Below are 19,299 nucleotides of genomic sequence, written 5' to 3'. Positions count from 1 at the left end.
CACAGAAAGAAACAAAAGGCCGTCGCCCAACAGCGTCGGCCTTTTTTTTAACTTTCTGCGTTAATGATAAATAAACTCATTCCGGTTTTTTGCAGGTGCTGCGTCTTAATAGGGTATGTGGGCAAATCGTGTCAGGCAGGGCCGCCAATGCACTGGTTTGTTCAGCAGAAAATATTTCGCCGATGTCCAGCCAGATGATCGAGCCCGGGGAGGGGCCGATCGGCCACACACTGCCATGTCGCCCGCAGGGCCAATGACAGCGTGCGGTTCACCTGTGCAGACAGCGGCGGGCCCGTTGGCCCAATGGACTTTCACTTCTACCAATAATAGAGAGCACGATGTCAGCAATTCATGAGTTGAAACCTCTGTTCAAGGCACTCGTCATGTCCCGCGGCCTGCGTTCACGTCGCGTGTTGAGCGGTCTGGGGCTGGTCTGTGTATTGCCTTTAAGCGCTCAGGTGATGGCTGAAAACGTCAGCATCAATATTCCGGCGCAATCGCTGCCACAGGCGCTACAGGCGTTCGGTCAACAGACCAACCAGCAAGTGATCTACAACGCTGACGACATGGCCGGGCTCAAGAGCCACGCGGTCAGCGGCAAGATGAGCCCGCAGGCGGCCATCGCCGAATTGCTCAGGGGCACCGACGTGCGCTACAGCGTCGAGGGCAACACCCTGATGCTGGTGCGTGGCAGCAGCACCCAGGGCCTGGAACTGGGCGCGACCAACATCAGCGCACAACAGGTCGGCGCGACGACCGAAGGCAGCAACTCGTACACCTCCAATGCCGTCACGATCGGCAAGGGCACCCACACCCTCAAGGAAATTCCGCAGTCGGTCACGGTGATGACGCGCAAGCAGATGGACGACCAGGATCTGGTCGACCTCAAAGATGCGTTGAACCAGACCACCGGTATCGTCGGCCTGCAAGGCGTCGGCAAGGGCCTGATCATCTCCTCGCGCGGTTTCCAGATCGACGATTGGCAATATGACGGTGTACCGATTCCACGCAACACCTATTCGCTGGGCAACTGGGCGACCCAGGACCTGATCTTCTTCGACCGTCTGGAAATCCTGCGCGGTGCCTCGGGCCTGCTGCAGGGCACCGGCAGCCCGGGCGGCGCCATCAACCTGGTACGCAAGCGCGGTCAGGCGGCACCGACCGTGACCATTACCGGCAAGGCCGGTTCGTGGGATCACTATGGTCTGCAACTGGACGCGGGTGGCCCGCTGAATCAGGCCGGTAATATCCGTGGTCGCCTCGTTGTCGACGAAGACCAGAGCAACTCTTTCATCGACAGCGAGTGGAGTAAAACCCATTCGCTGTATGGCTCGATGGACTTCGATCTGAGTGAAGACACCACGCTGGGTCTGGCGGTCAGCCGCACTGAAGCCGAGTCGCGCCCGATGATCCGTGGCCTGCCTCGCTACGCCGACGGTTCGATGCCGGACGTCGGACGCTCGACCTACGGTGGTGCCAAATGGAACCACTCGCAAATCGATGTCACCACCCTTTATGCGGACCTCGAACATCGCTTCAACGAAGACTGGGCGTTCAAAGTCGGTGCGGTGCAAATGACCGAAACCAACACCTCGAAAAGCCAGCGCCTGCAAAGCTCCGGTGCCGGTCTCAAGGCGGATGGCAGCGGTCTGCAATATGCCGACTTCGTGACCGATTTCGACTCCACCAAAGTGGGTCTGGACATGAACCTGACCGGCAAGTTCGAAGCGTTGTCGATGCAGCAGGAAGTCATGCTGGGTGGCAACTACTCCCAGCTGGAGACGGATGATCAGCTCGGTCGTACGTTCACCAACAGCGCGACCGACACGATCTTCAATATCAATCACGACCGTCCGGACATCAGCTACGACAGCCTGCTCAACACCCCGGGTGGTCGCGGCATCAACAGTAAGTACGACATCCGTCAGAAAGGTCTGTATGGCACCTGGCGTGTCAAACCGGTCGATGACCTGACGCTGGTGCTGGGCTCGCGCGTCAGTTGGTATGACTACAGCTACAAATCCAAGACTCAGACGGCTTTAAGCAGCACGATCGTTACCGATGAGCCAAGCACCTTGACCGAAACCGGTGAAGTCACGCCTTACGCCGGTATCGTCTACGACCTGAGCCGCGAGTGGGCGGTGTACGCCAGCTACACCGACGTGTTCCAGCCGCAGACCGTGCGTGATGCCGGTGGTTCGATGCTCAAGCCGATCATCGGCAGCAACTACGAAATCGGCCTCAAGGGTGAGCTGATGGACGGTCGGGTCAACACCTCCCTGGCCCTGTTCCGTTACGACCAGGAAAACCGCGCCGTCGACGATATTTCCGGGGGCATGGAATGTGATGGCTGGTACTGCTCGACCGCTGCGGGCAAGGTGCGCAGCCAGGGCCTGGATGCCGAAATCAGTGGTGCTGTAACGGACAACCTGCAGCTGTTTGCCGGTTATACCTACAACACCACCAAGTACCTCGATGATCCGGACATGGAAGGCCGCACCTTCAGCACCTGGACGCCGAAACACATGTTGCGCGTGTGGGGCAACTACCAGTTCACCGGTGACTTCAACCGTCTGAGCACAGGTCTGGGCTTCACCACGCAGAACCACACCCTGGGTTACGAAGGCACTTACGAGGTGCCGGGTTACACCGTGTGGAACGCGCGTGTCGCCTACCAGCTGACGCCTGAGATCGGTCTGGCCGTCAATGCCAACAACCTGTTCGACAAGAGCTACGTGACCTCGGCCTACAACCAGCTCAGTGGTAACAACAACTTCGGTGACCCACGCAACGTGATGTTCTCCGTGAAGTACACCCCGCAGTTCTGATGCGCTGACGCAACGCCGAAACGGCCCACGCTTCTTGACGAAGAGCGTGGGCCGTTTTTTTTTGCGCGGGTTTTCTCGTCGATACCACGACGGAAGAAATGACGGACAAAAAAAACGCAGAAGCCATGGCTTCTACGTTTTTCATTGGCAGCGGGTGAGGGTTCAGCCGTGCGCCGCCTCACATTCAAGGAGTACGGTTTCGAAGGAGTCCAGCAGGGATTCGCCATAGATCATGCTGCGGTGCGGCAATGGCGAGTGAACCGAACCTTGCAACTGACCGCCCACGGTGTGTTGGCGCAAGACCTGTTCGGAGTGCAGCACTTGCTCCAGGGTCTTGTGCGACAGCGACCACCAGCAACTGGCCTTGACGGCAAGCAGCGGCAGCGAAAAGGCGTCAAAGCTTTTCACCAGTCGGTCATGGATGTCGAACGCCTGGGCATTCATGATTTCCTGCTTGATGGCTTCCAGGGTCTTGATCATCGCCTGCTCGTCCGTGGCGGCCTGCTGGCTGGCCCACTGATAAAAGGCCTTGAGATCAGTCGTCGGATTCGCGGCGATGTAGCGTGCCGCCGGCTCCTCGAGATGAGCAAACATCAAACTGAACATTTCCACGGCCACCGACAGTTCGTTGTCCGCGCTGAGGTAATCGGGGTTGTCTTCTTCCCGTGGTTTGCGGGGCAGATCGGCGGGGAAAATATTCTCCGGCAGGGTGGTATCGACCAGCCCCAGGAACGTCACCTGCCTGCCTTGGCGTTCCAGCGCAGCGGCGACATCCATGGCAATCGCTCCGCCGAGCGACCAACCCATCAGGCGATAAGGACCCTCGGGGTGTCTGGCGACAATCTGCTCGGTGTATTCGGCAATCATCTCGGCCCAGGTCTGGGTGCTGGCGTCCTTGTCGGCAAAGCCTTTGTGCATGATGCCGAAGGTGCGTGTGTGTTGGCTCAAACGCTGGGCCAGCGGCTGATAACAGAAGACGATTCCGCCGCTCGGGTGCAGGCAAAACAGTGGGGAAGCCGAAGCGTTCGCGGCTGTGAGTTCGACCACGCATTGCACCTGCTGTTGATGGTCCATGGCGATGAATCGCGCCAATGTTTCCACGGTCGGGTGCGCGAGCATCTGCTGCAAGGCCAGTTTGATTCCCAGGCGCGTATTCAATGCGCCAATGAACTGAATGGCCAGGATCGAATGCCCGCCCAGCTCGAAGAAGTTATCGTCGAGGCTCACGCGTTCGACGTGCAGCACTTCTTGCCAGAGCTCGGCCAGAGCTGTTTCCAGGGGTGTCTGCGGTGCGCGGAACGTTGCGTGAGGCTGATTGAACTCGGGCAATGGCAACGCCTTGCGGTCCAGTTTGCCGTTCGGACTCAGCGGCATCGCCGTCAGCACCATCAGGTGCCCCGGCACCATGTAGCCTGGCAACTGGCTGCCGAGTTCGGCCTTGAGGGTCTGGCGCAGGGCCTGCTGTTGTTGCTGTTCATTCGAGACCTCGCTGGCGTGAGGCACTACGTAGGCGATCAACTGTGTACCGGTCACCGCCTCGCGGGCGACGACCACGGCTTCACGCACGGCTGGCGACTGCAGCAGGCATGACTCGATTTCGCCCAGCTCAATGCGGAAACCGCGAATTTTCACTTGATGGTCGAGGCGGCCGACGTATTCGATCACGCCGTCAGCGTTGAAGCGGGCCAGATCGCCGGTGCGATAGAGGCGTCCACCGCGGGGGCTGAACGGATCCGGGATAAAGCGTTCGGCGCTCAGTTGCGGTTGATTGAAGTAACCCCGCGCAAGCAGATCGCCGGCAATCATCAGTTCACCCACGGTGCCGACGGGAGCCAGTTGGCCGCCGCTGTCGAGCAGATAAACCGCGCGACCAGGCAGCGGCCGGCCAATCGGCATGGTTTTCGGCAGCGCCACGCGTCCAGCGGCGTAGTCGCTGCAATCGAGCATCGTCGAGTCGACAGTGGCTTCTGTCGGGCCGTAGACATTGAGCAGGCGCACATGGCCAAGCCCGGCGGTACCCCACGCGGCGACGGCCTCTGGCGGCATCGCTTCACCGCCGACGACGACCTGGCGCAGTGTCGCGTAATCCCGTGGGCCGGCAGCGGCAAAGTCCTTGGCCAGCATGTTCCAGTACGTGGTGGTCAGTTCGCTGACGCTGAATTTCTTGTCCAGCAATTGTTCGTACCACGTTTGACTGTCCCAGAGTTCCTGCCCGCGCAGGACCACCGAGGCGCCGCAGATCAAGGCCGGGTAGAGCTGGTCGACAAACGCGTCGAAATTGAAGGTGCCATATTGCAGCACGCGATCAGCAGGCGTCAGCCCGAGGAATTCCAGGCCGACTTGTGCATGCCGGGCCAGCGCCGCGTGGGTGATGCCGACACCTTTCGGGCGACCGGTGGAACCCGACGTGAACATCACATACGCCAGGTTGCTGGCGAAGGTACGGCACGGTGGATTGTCGCTGTGACGGTCATCGTGAGGGGGGCTGTCATCGACGCAGACCACGTTCACCGAGGGCACTGACGGCAGGCGTGCAAGCAGCGAATGTTGCGTCAGCAGAACGCTCAGGCCGCTGCCTTCGATCATCCAGGTCAGGCGCTCCGGCGGGTAATCGGGGTCGAGGGGCACATACACGCCGCCCGCCTTGAGCACCGCCAGCAAGCTGATGATCATCTGCGCCGAGCGTTCAACCGCGATGCCCACCCGTACTTCGGGGCCGACATTGCAGTCGATCAAGCTGCCAGCCAACTGATTGGCCGCACGGTTCAGCTGCGCATAGCTCAATTGCAGATCATCAACGATCAGCGCAGGCGCGTCCGGTGTCGTCTGTGCCTGGCGTTCGAACAACTGGTGCACGCCTTCGGTGGGCAGGGCGCAGGCGGGCGGATTCCATTGCACGCGTTGGACGCGGTTTTCTTCTGGGCTCAGAAGCGCCAGTTCACTGAGCGCGACACTGGAATCTTCAATGATGGCGTGCAACAGAGTCTGCCAATGGCCGGCGAGGCGCTCGATCGTGGCAGGGGTGTACAAATCGCGGCTGTACTCGAGACTGGCGTCGATGCCGTCCAGGGCGTAACCGACGTCCAGCGACAGGTCGAATTTGGCCTGCGTCGTGCCCGCCTGGACAAAGTCCACGGCCAGATCACCCAGCGTCAGCGGCCCCTCGCCAGGCGTTTCCGTGCGCCAGTTGAACAACACTTGAAACAACGGATTGCTCTGCCGGTTGCTCTGCAGTTGCAAGTCATCGAAGCTCAGCTCCAACGGGTAGTCGGCATGATCCAGTGCGGCCAGGGTTTCCCCGCGCAGGCGCTGCAGGAAATCCTTGCACGGCAGCTGCGGATCTAGCCTGACGCGATAAACCTGGGCGCTGACAAAAAAGCCCACCAGCTCCTGGGTTTCGCTGCGATTACGGCTGGCGTTCGGCACGCCGACGGTAAAGTCGTACTGGTTGCTGTAGCGGCTCAACAGCAGTTGCCAGGCGCCGAGCGCCACCACAAACGGCGTCAGCCCGCCATGCTGGCAGAAGCGGTTGAGTTTCTGCGTCAACTCGAGCGGCAGGCTGAAGGCGTGTTTGCCGGCCGGATGGCTGTGGTGTTCCTGGCGAGGGAAATCGGTCGCCAGGTCCAGTGGCGGCAGGGCCTGGCCGAGGTAGTTGCGCCAATAGTCGGCGCTGGCGGCGCACGCCGGGCTGTTGAGGTATTCGCCGCGTTGCCAGTGGGCGTAGTCGGCGTATTGAATGGCGGGTCGGCGCAACGGCGATGGATCATCCGCCCTGACCTGCGCATACGCTTGCATCAGATCGTTAAGCAGAATCGCGTTCGACCAGGCATCGGACGCGATGTGGTGCATGTTCAGCAATAACAGGTATTCGTCTTCGCCAATCTGTAGCAGCGTCGCGCGCATCAGCGGCGCCCGTGTCAGGTCGAAGGGCATGCCGGCGTCGATGGCGATGCGCTCGGCAATCTGCGGCTCACGCGCCTGGGCGCTCAAGTGGCGCAGGTCTTCGACGGCGAGGTTCAGTGCCGCCTGCTCATCGACCACCTGCATCGCCACGCCGTCGATTTGGACAATCCTGCTGCGCAGCACATCGTGGCGTCCAATGACTTTGTTCAGCGCCGCTTCCAGGTGCCGGGGTTGCAGGGCGCCGGTCAGGCGCACCGCGCGTGGCAAATTGTACGCGGCACTGTGCGGGTTCAGTTGTTGCACGAACCACAAACGCTGCTGCGCAAATGAGAGTGGGGCCGGGGCCGGAAGGGGGCGGGCAGTGATGCCCTGGTGTTGCAGGCCGGCATCCGCCATCAACAGCGCCAGCACCTCATCATCGAGTAAGTCGTTCATCGGTTTCTCGCGGTTGGCAGCACCGTGGCCGCTGACGGTGTTGCCGACAGCCGGATCCACGGTGATAAACATTCAGGTGAAGGCCGACAGCACGCCGGTGCTGTCGGCAGGCAAGGGGCATTTGCTCAGGCAGTTTCGAGGGGCTTTTTGTGGGTGACGACCCGGCCACCTTCCATGCGCACCAGTTGATCGGCGACGTCGAAGTAACGGTCGTCGTGGGAGATCACGATGATGGTCTTGCCCAGCTGTTTCAGTTCCGGCAGCAACTCGGTGTAGAAAATCCGCCGGAAGGCCGGATCCTGGTCGGCGGCCCACTCGTCGAATACCAGCACCGGACGCTCCTCCAGCCAGGCGTTGATCAGGGCCAGACGCTTGCGTTGACCGGTGGACAGGTCCGTGGTGCTGAATACGCCGTCGTGGATGCTCACCTTGTGGGCAATGTCCAGACGCTCCAGATAATGGCCGGCGTCGGCCGGTACCTGTTGATCGCCCTGGACCAGTTCATCGAACAGGTAGTAGTCGGCAAAAATGGTCGTGAACAGTTGGCGGTAGTCATCGCGGGCACGCGCATCAACCACTTCGCCATTGAACAGCACTTCACCGCGTTGCGGCGCGTAAAGGCCCAGCAGCAATTTGATCAGGGTGGTTTTACCGCCGCCGTTCTCGCCGACGATAAACACGATGTCGCCCTGTGCGATGTTCAGGTTGACCGGTCCCAACTCGAACGCGGCACTGCCTTTGACCGGTGGGAAAGCGTAATGCACGTTATGCATTTGCAGGTGCTGGACCGGTGTTTTGCTCACCGGTGCGGCATCGTTCAGCAGCAGGTGCGGTTCTGGCGATGAAAACTGTTCGGCCAGGTCATTGATGCGTCTGAACGCGATGTTCGCGCGGCTGATCACCGGCAGGGTGGTGATCAGGTATTCCAGCGGGCCCTTCATGTACAGCAGCACCAGCACAAACCCGCTGAGCACGGCTTTGTCAGTGTCCAGCCACAGCGACTGCAAGGCCAGTACCAGGCCGATGACCACGAAAAACAGCATCGAGCCAAACGTCTTCGCCATCACGAAAATGTTCACCGAGCGGATATGGGTCTGGCAGATGAAGTCGGCGGTGCCTTCGATGCGCTGGCTGAACATGCGCTGGCGGCGTGGCCGGTGAATGCGCAACTCCTTGGCGCCCGCGGCAATCGCGCTGTAATGCTTTTGCAGTTCATCCTCGGCTTCGCGCGCTGTTTCGAAGCCTTTGATGCCTTTGTTGCGGGCGACGTATTGCACGGCAATGCCGATCACCAGGGCCACCAGCAGCAGGATGAACATCGGTACGGAGAGGAACGCCAGATAACCCAGGCAACCGAGGGTCACGGTAAACGCGATGGCCAGTGGCGCGAAGGAAAAGGCGAAGTCGCTGACCGTGTCGACATCGTGGGTCAACACCGGAATCAAGCGGTGGCTGCGGAACCGCTCAATCTGTTCAATGGGCGCCAGCAGGACCTTTTCACCCAGCGATTTACGCAGCCCGGCAATGATGTGCTGGCCGACATGGTTGGTGCCGATGTCCGACAGAATCGAGGTCAACAGGGCAAAGGCGCAGAGGCCGGCAAACGTCGCCAGTACCGTCGCGGACGGACTGCCTGTGCCGTTGAGGGCTTTGTTGATGGTCGCCAGCAGGGCGGTGACGCTGACGCCACCGAGCATGCCGAGCAGGATCGACAGCGCCACGACGACCCGGTAAGGCTTGAGCAGGCCGAGGACTTCACTGATGGCTCCGCGCGATTTTGTGGTCATGGAGGTTTCCGCTTCTGGTGCCTGTAAGGGCATTGGTTCAAGGGTTGGGCTGGTTAAAAGACGAAACCCGCGGGCAGCGATTTAGCCGCCCGCGGGTTTATCGAGGACTGAGGCGACGAGCGAGCGGCTCGGCGTTACAGATCGCGCGCGACGCGAAAGCCGATCCAGTCGCCGCGGTCGTCGATGTAAGTCGCGTTGCGGTTGCCGGAGCGCGAGAACACCGGTGCTTCGCCCCAGTCGTTACCGCGGATGCGGCGAATCTTGCAGTCGCCGGTCAGCCACGCGCTGCCGTCGCTCGGCGCATCAACGTAGTTTTCGTGGTAGCAGTCGGCCGTCCACTCGTAGATGTTGCCGTGCATGTCGTAGACGCCGAAGGCGTTGGCCGGGAAGGTGCCGGCCGGCGCCGTGAAGTTATAGCCATCGGCAGCGCCATAGGTGTTGGCGTGTTTGGCAATGCTGTATTCCTTGCCTTCATCGAACGGGAAGGGGAAAGGCCCGGTACTGCCGGCGCGGGCGGCGTATTCACGCAGCGATTCGCTGACCAGTCGATAAGCCTTGCCGGTTTTCTTCGACAGCCAGGCCACATAGGCCTCGGCTTCAGTGAAATTCATGCACACCGCTGGATGTTTGTCGGTGTACTGCTGCTTCGGATCGCTGCCCTGGTAGTCGGGGATGCCGGCCTTGCACGCGCGACCCGGGCGCTTGTCGCCATCGGGCATCGCGTAACCGCTGTCGGCCAGGTAGGCGTCCCACTGGCCCCGGAGCACCTGGAAACGGCTGATGGCCAGCGGTTTGGCAAAGGTCACCGGGTGCATCGGACCTTCGTCCGGTTCGCGGCCGACTTCGTCGTCCGGCGTGCCCATGGTGAAAGTACCGGTGGGCAGCACGACCATTTCCGGGCAGTCCTTGCAGTCCTTGAAAACCTTGCCGGGTTTGAGGGACTCGGACGCTTGGGCAAGCCCTGGCAGTGCGCTGGCCAGCACCGCCAGCAGGCCCAGAGCGGGCAACGTCTTCAGGGAAAATTTACGCAGTTCACGACTGTTCATCAGGGTTCTCGATAACAGGTTGAAAGGAAACGGGGGCGCGGGGGCGCTTACAGCTGTCTGGTCAGCAGCGCCATCAAGCGGTCGATTTGCGCTTCGTCGTTAAGCAAGCCCGGCGCCGTGCGCACCACCGGGCCGACATCGCGCTCCACGGCATCGGCGACCACCCGGTTCTGCATCAGGTAGGCGGCGACCTTGCCGCTGTCCCGGCCCTTGATGCGGAAGAAGGTGAAACCGGCGGACAGTTGCGGACTCAGCGGCGTAACCAGTTCGATCTGCGGGTGTTCCAGCAGACGTTTCTTCAGATAGCTGTTGAGTGCATGGATACGTGCTTCGACGTCGGCCTTGCCCAGTTGCAGGTGCAGCTTGAAGGCTTCGTCCAGCGCCCAGCGATACTCGAAGGCGTGGTAGCCGCCGGGTGTCATGGTGGTGGAAAACGTCGTGGCCTCGGAGAAGGTCGGGGTGATCGGCGTCACGTATTTGACCTCCTCGAAACGGCTGCAGACGATGCCGGTGCCGCGCGGGCCGAACATCCACTTGTGGGTGCCGGCGATGAAGAAATCGCAGTTCATCTGCGCGAAACTCAGGTCGTCCACGCCGAAACCGTGCACGCCGTCGACCACGTAGATGATCCGGTCGGCATCGCTGCGGCCACGGTTGTGCTTGTCGACGATGGCGCCGATGTCACCGATCGGCAGCTTCACGCCGCTGCCCGAATGCACCCAGCACATGCCCACTACGCGAGTTTGCGGTCGGATCGCATTGTCGATGGCGGCGAGAATTTCAGCTTTGGTTGCGGTCTGCGGGTCCTTGAACAGGCGGATCTTGCGCACCTGCGTACCCTCGCGCTCCTTGCGCAGGTCGAGGATGGTGTGGGTGGCATAGTGTTCGTGAACGGTGGTCAGGATTTCCTGATCGGGACGGACATGCACGCCGCCGTAAATCATGGTCAGGCCTTCGGTGGTGCTGCCGGTCAGGGCGATCTGTTTAGCGTTGGCTTGCAGGTATTGACCGGCCCACACACGTACGTTTTCCTCGCGTTGCTCAATCACGCCGAAGTCCCAGTCCATGGCCAGACCCGGATTTTTGTCGAGCGCGGCGCGATGCCGTTCAATGGCCTCTCGCACCGGTTGCGGGTGCGAGGTGATCAGGAAATTGGAGAAGTGCAGGTAGTCCGGATCCTGATCGAACAATTGCTGCAGCTGCGCCCATTTGTTGCGCGGTGCAGGTGCAGCCACGACGGCGCTGGCGATAGTCGGCAGGCTGGCGCCCAGTGGCAACGCGGCGGCGAGAACCCCGGCTTGTTTCAGAAAGTCACGACGGTTGCTCATGGCTTGGCGGTTCCCTGTGCGCTGGCCAGTGCCGGTTTTGCGGCTTTCTCGACTTCGCCCCAGACCCGCAGGAAATTGCCGCCCCAGAGCTTGGCGATGTTGGCTTCGGAGTAACCGCGCGACAGCAGTTCGGCGGTGACATTACGGACCTCGCCGACGTTCTCGAAACCTTTGACGCCGCCACCTTCATTGAAGTCGGAGCTGATCCCGACATAGTCGATGCCAATCTTGCGCACGGCGTATTCGATGGCGTCGCCCAGATCCTTGAGGCTGGCTTTCGGCTCGCCTTCGAGGATCGCGTAGAGGCGGCTGGCGTACTGACCGAACTTGCGCTCGGACCAGGCGGCAATGATCGGATCGCCAGGCATCAACGCCATCGCCAGGTTTGGCAGCGGCGGCAGGTCGAACTCCTTGCGCAGTTCGTTGAGTTTGTCCTGGGTTTGCTGAGTGAGCGGACGCAGGTACTGCGAGAACGCGACGATCTGCACCACGCCGCCGCTGTTCTTGATCAGCTGCATTTCCTTGTCGCTGAGGTTGCGCGGAATGTCGACCATCGCTCGCGGCGCCGAGTGCGAGGCGACCAGTGGCGTACGGCTCAGTTGTGCGACTTGCTCCAACGCCTTGGTGGACATTTGCGAGACGTCGATGATCACGCCCAGATCGTTAAGACGTTTGACGGCCTGCTTGCCCAGGTCCGAGAGGCCGTCGAGGGCGTCCGGCGAATCATTCAGAAACGGCAGCGGGCGCGAAGAATCGGCCCAGTCGTTATTGCCGATGTAACTGAAGGCGAACATGCGCATGCCGCGTGCCGTCCACAGGTCCAGCAGGTTCAGGTCATGACCCAGTGGATAGGCGTTGAGCATGCTGATGAAAATCGCGAATTTGCCTTCGCCGTGCAGGCGCCGCATATCGTCCGGGGTATAGGCGATCGCGACTTGATTGGGGTAGTCGCGGACCATGCCGGAGATCATCCGGTAACGGATTTCCTGCTGATTGCGGGCCTCGTCGATGAAACCTGCGGTTGGCTTGTGCGGCGCGCCGGGGCCGTTCCACATCTCCGGCCAGCCGAAAATGGTCAGCGCGGCGCCGGACAAGCGCCCACGGCCAGCCTTGGCCAGGTCGAACTGGCCTGTACCGTCTTTATCGGCTTCGTTGCCCTGGGTGCCGAAGTCCTGCAGCAGGCTGACATGGCTGTCGAAGGAGAGCATGCGTTCGTGCAGTTCATCCGCCTGCTTGACGATCTTCGCCGGGTAGCCGAGCTCATCCTTGAACCCGTGCTGCCAAGCGGCAAAGCCTGCGCCGGCGCTGATCGCCAGGGCTAAGGGCAGGCCGATGAATAGAGCCTTTTTCGAACGTGGTTTTGTCATTGCCATCTCAGTCGGGTTCGCCATCGAGGTGCAGGCGCAAAGCCTTTGCTATCTGGGAGGAACGAGCGATCGGCAGGGAAATTTAGGACGAGCGCCCCGTGACGAAAATGACTGCTTAAATTTGCCCGGGCAGCAAACGTTCTAGCTTGGATAAAGCCTGCTTCATGGCTGACACAGGTAGGGCAATGAAGATTTCTCGACGATGGTTCATGGCGGGCCTGGCGCTGACCGGCGCTGCCGTGCCGGCGGCTTATTTTGGGCATCGTGAGTGGACGAAGCCGGATCCGACGATCACACCGGGTGAAGCGTCTTTCGACGTCGCCGACCTCGCCGGACAACGTTTGGCCAGTGCCCTGCGTGGCATCTGGGATATTCGCTTTGAAGGCCGTGACGCTGGCCTCGAAGGCCTGCCGACCAAGGGCCTGCAAGTATTCCTCGACATCGGCCAGAAAGGCCGTGGCGTCTGTGGTTTCCTTGATACGCCGGAGCGTCTGCGCTCCGGCGAAACACCGCGTTACCGAATTCTTGGCGATCTGGCCGGTGCCGATGCGGCGAAACTGAGCTGGCGACTGGTCGGTGCGCAAGGCCAGATCAACTATGAGCTGGAAATGATCCTGGATGAGGTCTGGGCCGATTTCGGCAACGCCGGCAAAGGCACCCTCAGCGGTAAAGCGTTGCGTCTGGATCGTCCCTTGTCCTTGCCGGCACAGGACAATGGTTTCGTCGCGGTCAAGCGCCTGTTTCCCGAGGCGCGTGAACGTACGCCACTGAATCCGCCGCTGCTGGCCTGGCTGATTTCCCCCGAACACCGACTGTTTCACCAGTTGTGGCATGCCACGCGGGACAAGTGGCACACCTTGCCTGAAGACAAGCGCGAAGCCTTGCGCGGCATCGGCTGGCAGCCTGGACCACGCGACAAGGAGCGCGATGCCCGTGGGCCGCGCAAGGACCGCAATGGCTCCGGTGTGGATTTCTTCTTCATGCACCGGCACATGCTCGGCACGGCGCGTTCAATGCAGGACCTGCCATCGTGGGAATACTTTCCGCTGCCACAGCCGGAATTGATCCGTGATCGCCCGGGCTTCGCCCGTTACTTCGACAACCATGACGGCACGGCGCTGCCGCCCGCATGGCTGGCTGACGGAGATGACGAGTACAGCAAGTGGGTCAGCGACATCAAGACCGCCGAGACCTACGAAAGCAACTTCCAGGTCTGGGAGTCGCAATACCGTGACCCGGTGTACCTGGCCAGGCTCACGCTCGGCCAGTTCGGTTCCGAGGTCGAGTTGGGGCTGCACGACTGGCTGCACATGCGCTGGGCGTCAGTGCCGCGTGATCCGTCCAACGGTCAGCCAGTGCCGTTCGCCCGCGATCAGGCCGATTTCGCACCGCGCTGGTATGGCGCGGAAAACGACTTTTTGGGCGATCCTTTTTCGTCTCACGTCAACCCGGCCTTCTGGCATTTCCATGGCTGGATCGACGATCGTATTGAGGACTGGTTCCGCGCCCACGAGCGCTTCCATCCAGGCCAGGTCACTCGCAAAGTGGTCAATGGTGTGCAGTGGTTTGCACCGGGGCGCTGGAACGAGGTCGATGATCCGTGGCTGGGTCCGGTCACCCATGGTTGCAGCACCACACCGGGGTTGCAGGCGGGCAAGACCGTGGAGATGGACCCGGAAACCATGAAGCTGGCGCTGCGTATCACCTTCCTCAATGACGAGAAGAAACTCGCCGGGCTGTTCCGCCGCGTGCCGCAACGGCCGTGGTATGCGCGCAATCTGAAACCGAAACAGACTTCGCTCTGAGACGGCGTCATCGTTCTTCGCGAGCAAGCTCGCTCCCACAGGTTGACCGCATTCCTCCAATTGGAACGTGATCCCTGTGGGAGCGAGCCTGCTCGCGAAAGCGCTTGGCCGGGCTGCGCGATTACAGCGCCTGCCAGCCGCCGCCCAGTGCTTTGTACAAAGCAATACTCGCCTGCATTCGCGACAGCCGCAGTTGCACATTCTGGTCTTGCGCTGCATACAGCGTGCGCTGGGTTTCCAGCACGGTCAGCAAGTCCTCGGCGCCGGCCTGATACCGGCTCTGGGCGATGTTGAAAGCGGTTTGCGCCTGGTTCAGTTCTTCACTCTGCCACTGCCGTTGTTGATCAAGGCCGCGGATGCTGTTGAGGGCTTTTTCGACGTCGGCGAAACCGTTGATGATGGCGCCCCGATAGGTTTGCAGCAGCTCTTCCTGGCGGGCCGTGGCCTTGTCGCGTTCAGCGCCCAGACGGCCGTTGTTGAAGATCGGTGCGATCAACCCGGCGGTGAGGTTGTAGAACGGACTGCGCCAGATATCATCAGCCTGGTTGGCGCCGGAGCCAATGCTCGCGCCCAAGGTGATTTTCGGCAGCATCGACGCCCGTGCCACCGTCACGTTCGCCTGAGCTGCCGCCAATTGCGCCTCGGCACGGGCAATATCCGGACGCCGGATCAGCAGTTCGCTGGGCACACCGGCGGAGATCGGCGGCCATTGCAACTGGTCGAAGGACTCGTGGCTGGCCGGCAGGTCTTGCACCGGGCGGCCGAGCAGTGCCGCCAGCGCGATCTGCGCGTCTCGGACCTGTTGCTGGACGGTCGGCAGTTGGCGTTGCTGCGCCGCCACCAGGCTTTTTTGTTGCGCCAGCTCCAGCGCCGTGGCGGAACCTGCGTTGTAGCGCGTCTGCACCAGTTGCAGGACGTTTTGCGCGTTGGCCAGATTAAGCGCGGTAATGCGACTTTGTTCCTGCAGTGACAACACTTGCGTGTAGCTGTTGGCGACGCCGCTGAGCAGGGTCAGCTCGACGGTGGCTCGATCGAACTCGCTGGCCTGCAGGCTGAACTGCGCACTGTCGCGCGATGCGCGCTGGCCACCCCAGAAGTCGATTTCGTAACTGGCGCTGAGGCCGACGTCGAAATAGTCCACAGCCTTGTTGTTGCTGTCGGCATCCAATTGACGATAGCCATCGCCGCGCAACAGCTTCTGCCGATTGGCGTTGCCGGTGCCTTGTATTTCCGGCCACTGCGAACCGCCGGCAATGACCGTGTCGGCCCGCGCCTGACGGACGCGAGCGATGGCCGCGGCGAGGTCATAACTGCCGACCTGGGCCTGCTCGATCAGTTGATCGAGTTGCGGGCTGGCGAAGCCCGTCCACCAGCGCAGCGCGTCGCGTTCGGCGCCGGTGCTGTGCGGCGATTGCCAGGCGGGCGGCGGCATGATGCCGCTGTCCGGGGGTTGTGGGGCACTGCCGCAAGCGCTGAGTATCAGGCAGGCGGTCAACAGACTGAGGCGCGGTTTCATAGAGCGATCATTCACTGGTAAGGGCCGTGACCGGGTCGAGCCGGGCAGCTTTGCGGGCCGGCATGAAGCCGAAGACAACACCGGTGACCAGGGCGCAACCAAAAGCGCCGAGTACCGCCATCAATGAGAACGCCACCGCGACTTCACTGAGAATCAGCACGCCGCCAATGATCAGCGCGAGGGCGATGCCGGCGATGCCGCCGACCACCGAGAGCATCACCGCTTCGGTGAGAAACTGGCGCAGGATGTCGCGCTGGCGGGCGCCGGTGGCCATGCGGATGCCGATCTCGCGGGTACGTTCGCGGACGGTCATGAGCATGATGTTCATCACGCCAATCCCACCGACCAGCAGCGAGATGGCGGCAATCGAGCCGAGCATCAGCGACAGGGTGTTTTGCGTGCGCGCTTCGGCCTGGATCATCGCGGCGTTGTTGGTCAGTTCGAAATCCTTCTTGCCGTTGTGCAGGTTCAGCATCAGTTGTTCGATGGCGTGTTCGGTGTCCTTGACCTTGCGCGCGTCGGCGGCAGCGATGGCCACGTACTCGGGATTGCGCGTGCCGAACAACCTGACGCTGGCGGCGGAGTAGGGCACGGCAATACGGTTGTCGCTGTCGGAATCGCCGGAGCTGGCACCTTTTTCCGCCAGCACCCCGACCACCTGAAACGGCACGTTCTCGATCAGGATGTACTGGCCGATCGGGTTCGGTACGTCTTTGAGGAGTTTGGTGCGCACCTTGTGGCCGATCACTGCAACGGCGGCCGCGTTCTGTTCGTCGGCTTCAGTGAAGTAACTGCCTTGAACCACCGGCCAGTTGAAGATTGCCGGGAAGTTGGTGTCATTGCCGCCGACGTAACTCAGGTGGTCGGCATTGCCGAAGCGCACGCCGGCCTCGGCGCCATTCACCGGCATGATCCGCTGCACTTGCGGCAGGCTTGCCAGGGCATGCACATCGTCGAGAGTGATGATGCCCGGTGGCGTTCGCGGATTGGGCGCCGAGCCGCTGAGATAAATGATGTTGGAGCCGAACGCGCCCATTTGCGCCATGACCTGGCGCTTGCTGCCTTCACCGACGGCGAGCATGACCACCACCGAGGCTACGCCGATGATGATGCCGAGCAGGGTCAGCGCGGTGCGAAAGCGGTTGATCCACATCACCCGCCACGCCGCGTGCAGGGCGTCCACCAGTTCGCCTTTCCAGGCCCCGGTGGCTTCGGCGCCTTCGCTCAAGCGTTTGCGCAGATCCACTGCTTGCAGGGCGCCGGGATTGGCGCTGGTCTGGGCGTCGGGGTTGTTTCTGGCGCTATCGCTGATGATCAAGCCATCGCTGATTTCGATAATGCGCTTGGCCCGTGCCGCCACTTCGCGGTCGTGGGTGATGAGAATGACCACATGCCCCTGGCTCGCCAGTTCATCGAGCAGCGCCATGACTTCCTTGCCGCTGTGGCTGTCGAGGGCGCCGGTCGGTTCGTCGGCCAGAATGATATGGCCGCCGTTCATCAGCGCGCGGGCAATCGACACGCGTTGTTGCTGACCGCCGGAAAGCTGATGCGGGCGGTTGCCGGTGCGCGAGGCCAGGCCGAGACGGTCGAGCAGGGCGGCGGCGCGGGCATGCCGTTCGGCGGCAGGTGTGCCGGCGTAGATGGCCGGCATCTCGACGTTTTCCTGAGCCGAGCCGGACGGAATCAGGTGATAGCCCTGGAACACGAAACCGAACGCTTCGCGGCGTAGCCAGGCCAGTTCATCGCTGTCGAGTCCGGCGACGTTTTCCCCGGCAAAACGGTATTCACCGCTGGTCGGTCGGTCGAGGCAGCCGAGAATGTTCATCAACGTTGATTTGCCAGAGCCGGACGCCCCGACAATCGCCACGAACTCGCCGGCGTGGATCGACAGGTCGATCCCGCGCAACACGTGAACTTCGGGGGCGTCGCCACCGCCGTAGGATTTGCGGATGTCCTGCAGGTCGATCAGAGGCGTTTGCATTCAACCTCCGCTGCCGTCGGCCGGGCCGATCAGCAAGTGATCGCCTTCGTTCAAGCCTTCGATAATCTGCACTTTAAGACGGTCGCTGATGCCGGTGCTCACTTCGCGGGACTGAATCTCGCCATTGGCGGCGATGACCTGCGCGGTCTGCCGGTTGGCGACGGCGCTGCCTTGCAGGGCGGCGACCGGTGCGGTGAGCACGTTTTTCGCCTGGTCGGCAACGAAGAACACTTGCGTGGTCATCTCTGCCATCAAGGCGTTGTCGGCGTTATCGACGTCCAGCAGCACGGTGTACAGCACCACGCGCGCGCTGCCGCTTTTACTCGAACTGGCCGGGCTGCCACCGCCCTGGCTGGTCTGGTCCAGCGGTTTGGGTGGCACCGGCAGAATCTGCCGAACGGTGCTGCTCCAGCGCCGATTACCCCCGCTGAGCGTGGTGAAGTACGCGGTCATGCCCGGTTTGACATGGCCGATATCGGCTTCGGAGACTTCGGCCCAGACCGTCATCGGCGAGAGTTTGGCGATGCGCAGAATCAGCGGTGTCTGTTGCTGGGCATTGAGTGTCTGGCCTTCGCGGGCATCGAGTGCGACCACGGTGCCTGCCATTGGCGCATAAATCCGCGTGTAGCCCAGTTCGGCCTGATCGCTGCGCAGGCTGGCTTCGGCTTGGCGGATCTGCGCGCGGAACATGTCGATTCGCGCCTGGGTGGCCTTGAGTTCGGCGCGCGCGGTCTGCACATCTTCTTCACGCGTGGCGCCGCCGGCCGCGAGGTTTTGCTGGCGCTGGTACTTCTGCCGTGCGAGCTCGTGTTGGGCCTGTTGCTCTTGTAGCTGCGCCTTGAGGTTTTCGATGGAGAACTGGCTGGCGTCGAGTTTGGCCTTTTGCGTGGACGGGTCGATTTCGACGAGCAATTGGCCTTGCTTGACCACGTCGCCGACTTCCACATGGATTTTGCGGATCTGCCCGGACGCCTGGGCGCCGACGTCCACGTAGCGCCGTGGCTGCAACGTGCCGAGCGCGGTGACGCTGCTTTCAATGTCACCGCGACTGACTTGCACGGTGGCGAACTTGTCCCGGCCGGGGGGCAATATCTGCCAGGCGGCTACGGCGACAACGGGAATCAGACAAAGGGCTACGAGCAGGGCGCGTCGGGCGGGGCGGGGACGTTTCATGCAGGGTTCCGGCCAGTGAAAATCGACCCGTCATCCAGCCGGCACCGCACGCGGGCCACGACCGAACGCTGGCGCAGGACGCGACAGATACGGGGAACTGTCCTTTAAACGAGAGACGCGGTGGGTAATT

10 protein-coding genes are annotated in these 19,299 nt (G+C 61.7%); 2 read left to right on the top strand and 8 right to left on the bottom strand.

Annotated features, from left to right (window positions below):
* The first annotated feature begins 338 nt into the window (after positions 1–338).
* The gene (locus ACWR1S_RS13410) at positions 339–2,828 is read left to right on the top strand and encodes a TonB-dependent siderophore receptor (RefSeq protein WP_454563824.1); all 2,490 of its coding nucleotides are present in this window, start codon (positions 339–341) and stop codon (positions 2,826–2,828) included.
* A gap of 162 nt (positions 2,829–2,990) precedes the next feature.
* On the opposite strand, the gene ACWR1S_RS13405 is transcribed toward ACWR1S_RS13410, so the two are convergent.
* The 5 genes from ACWR1S_RS13405 to pvdM all read right to left on the bottom strand — a co-directional run bounded on the left by ACWR1S_RS13405 (position 2,991) and on the right by pvdM (position 12,694).
* Positions 2,991–7,166, bottom strand: coding sequence for an amino acid adenylation domain-containing protein (locus ACWR1S_RS13405; protein ID WP_454563839.1), 4,176 nt, complete (start codon positions 7,164–7,166; stop codon positions 2,991–2,993).
* Between the two features lie 125 nt (positions 7,167–7,291).
* Positions 7,292–8,953, bottom strand: a complete 1,662-nt coding sequence (locus tag ACWR1S_RS13400) for a cyclic peptide export ABC transporter (protein WP_454563823.1) — start codon at positions 8,951–8,953, stop codon at positions 7,292–7,294.
* 134 nt (positions 8,954–9,087) lie between these two features.
* Positions 9,088–9,999: a dihydropyoverdine dehydrogenase gene (gene pvdO / locus ACWR1S_RS13395; protein WP_454563822.1), complete on the bottom strand. Its 912-nt coding sequence runs from the start codon at positions 9,997–9,999 to the stop codon at positions 9,088–9,090.
* A 47-nt stretch (positions 10,000–10,046) separates the two neighbouring features.
* A complete protein-coding gene (gene pvdN / locus ACWR1S_RS13390; protein ID WP_454563821.1) occupies positions 10,047–11,327 on the bottom strand; it encodes a pyoverdine-tailoring periplasmic protein PvdN in 1,281 nt (426 codons plus the stop codon).
* Complete coding sequence (gene pvdM, locus ACWR1S_RS13385) at positions 11,324–12,694, bottom strand: pyoverdine-tailoring dipeptidase-like protein PvdM (RefSeq protein WP_454563820.1); 1,371 nt, start codon at positions 12,692–12,694, stop codon at positions 11,324–11,326. The genes pvdN and pvdM overlap by 4 nt, the downstream gene beginning before the upstream one ends.
* A gap of 185 nt (positions 12,695–12,879) precedes the next feature.
* Here pvdM and pvdP point away from each other — a divergent pair, with 185 nt between their 5' ends.
* Positions 12,880–14,499: a pyoverdine maturation tyrosinase PvdP gene (gene pvdP / locus ACWR1S_RS13380; protein WP_454563819.1), complete on the top strand. Its 1,620-nt coding sequence runs from the start codon at positions 12,880–12,882 to the stop codon at positions 14,497–14,499.
* A 121-nt stretch (positions 14,500–14,620) separates the two neighbouring features.
* Here pvdP and ACWR1S_RS13375 read toward each other — a convergent pair whose 3' ends face one another.
* Genes ACWR1S_RS13375 through ACWR1S_RS13365 form a run of 3 tightly spaced genes read right to left on the bottom strand, consistent with a single transcriptional unit; the run spans position 14,621 to position 19,169 of the window.
* Complete coding sequence (locus tag ACWR1S_RS13375) at positions 14,621–16,015, bottom strand: efflux transporter outer membrane subunit (RefSeq protein WP_454563818.1); 1,395 nt, start codon at positions 16,013–16,015, stop codon at positions 14,621–14,623.
* Positions 16,016–16,022: 7 nt separating this feature from the next.
* Entirely contained in the window at positions 16,023–17,996 is a 1,974-nt protein-coding gene (locus ACWR1S_RS13370) for a MacB family efflux pump subunit (protein WP_454563817.1), read from the bottom strand.
* Positions 17,997–19,169 (bottom strand): efflux RND transporter periplasmic adaptor subunit, encoded by a 1,173-nt coding sequence (locus ACWR1S_RS13365; protein WP_454563816.1) that lies wholly within the window; start codon positions 19,167–19,169, stop codon positions 17,997–17,999. It lies immediately after the preceding gene.
* Between the last annotated feature and the right edge of the window lie 130 nt (positions 19,170–19,299).

This window comes from Pseudomonas sp. AIG, assembly GCF_977020205.1.
This window is presented reverse-complemented; position numbering and strand designations above follow the sequence as displayed.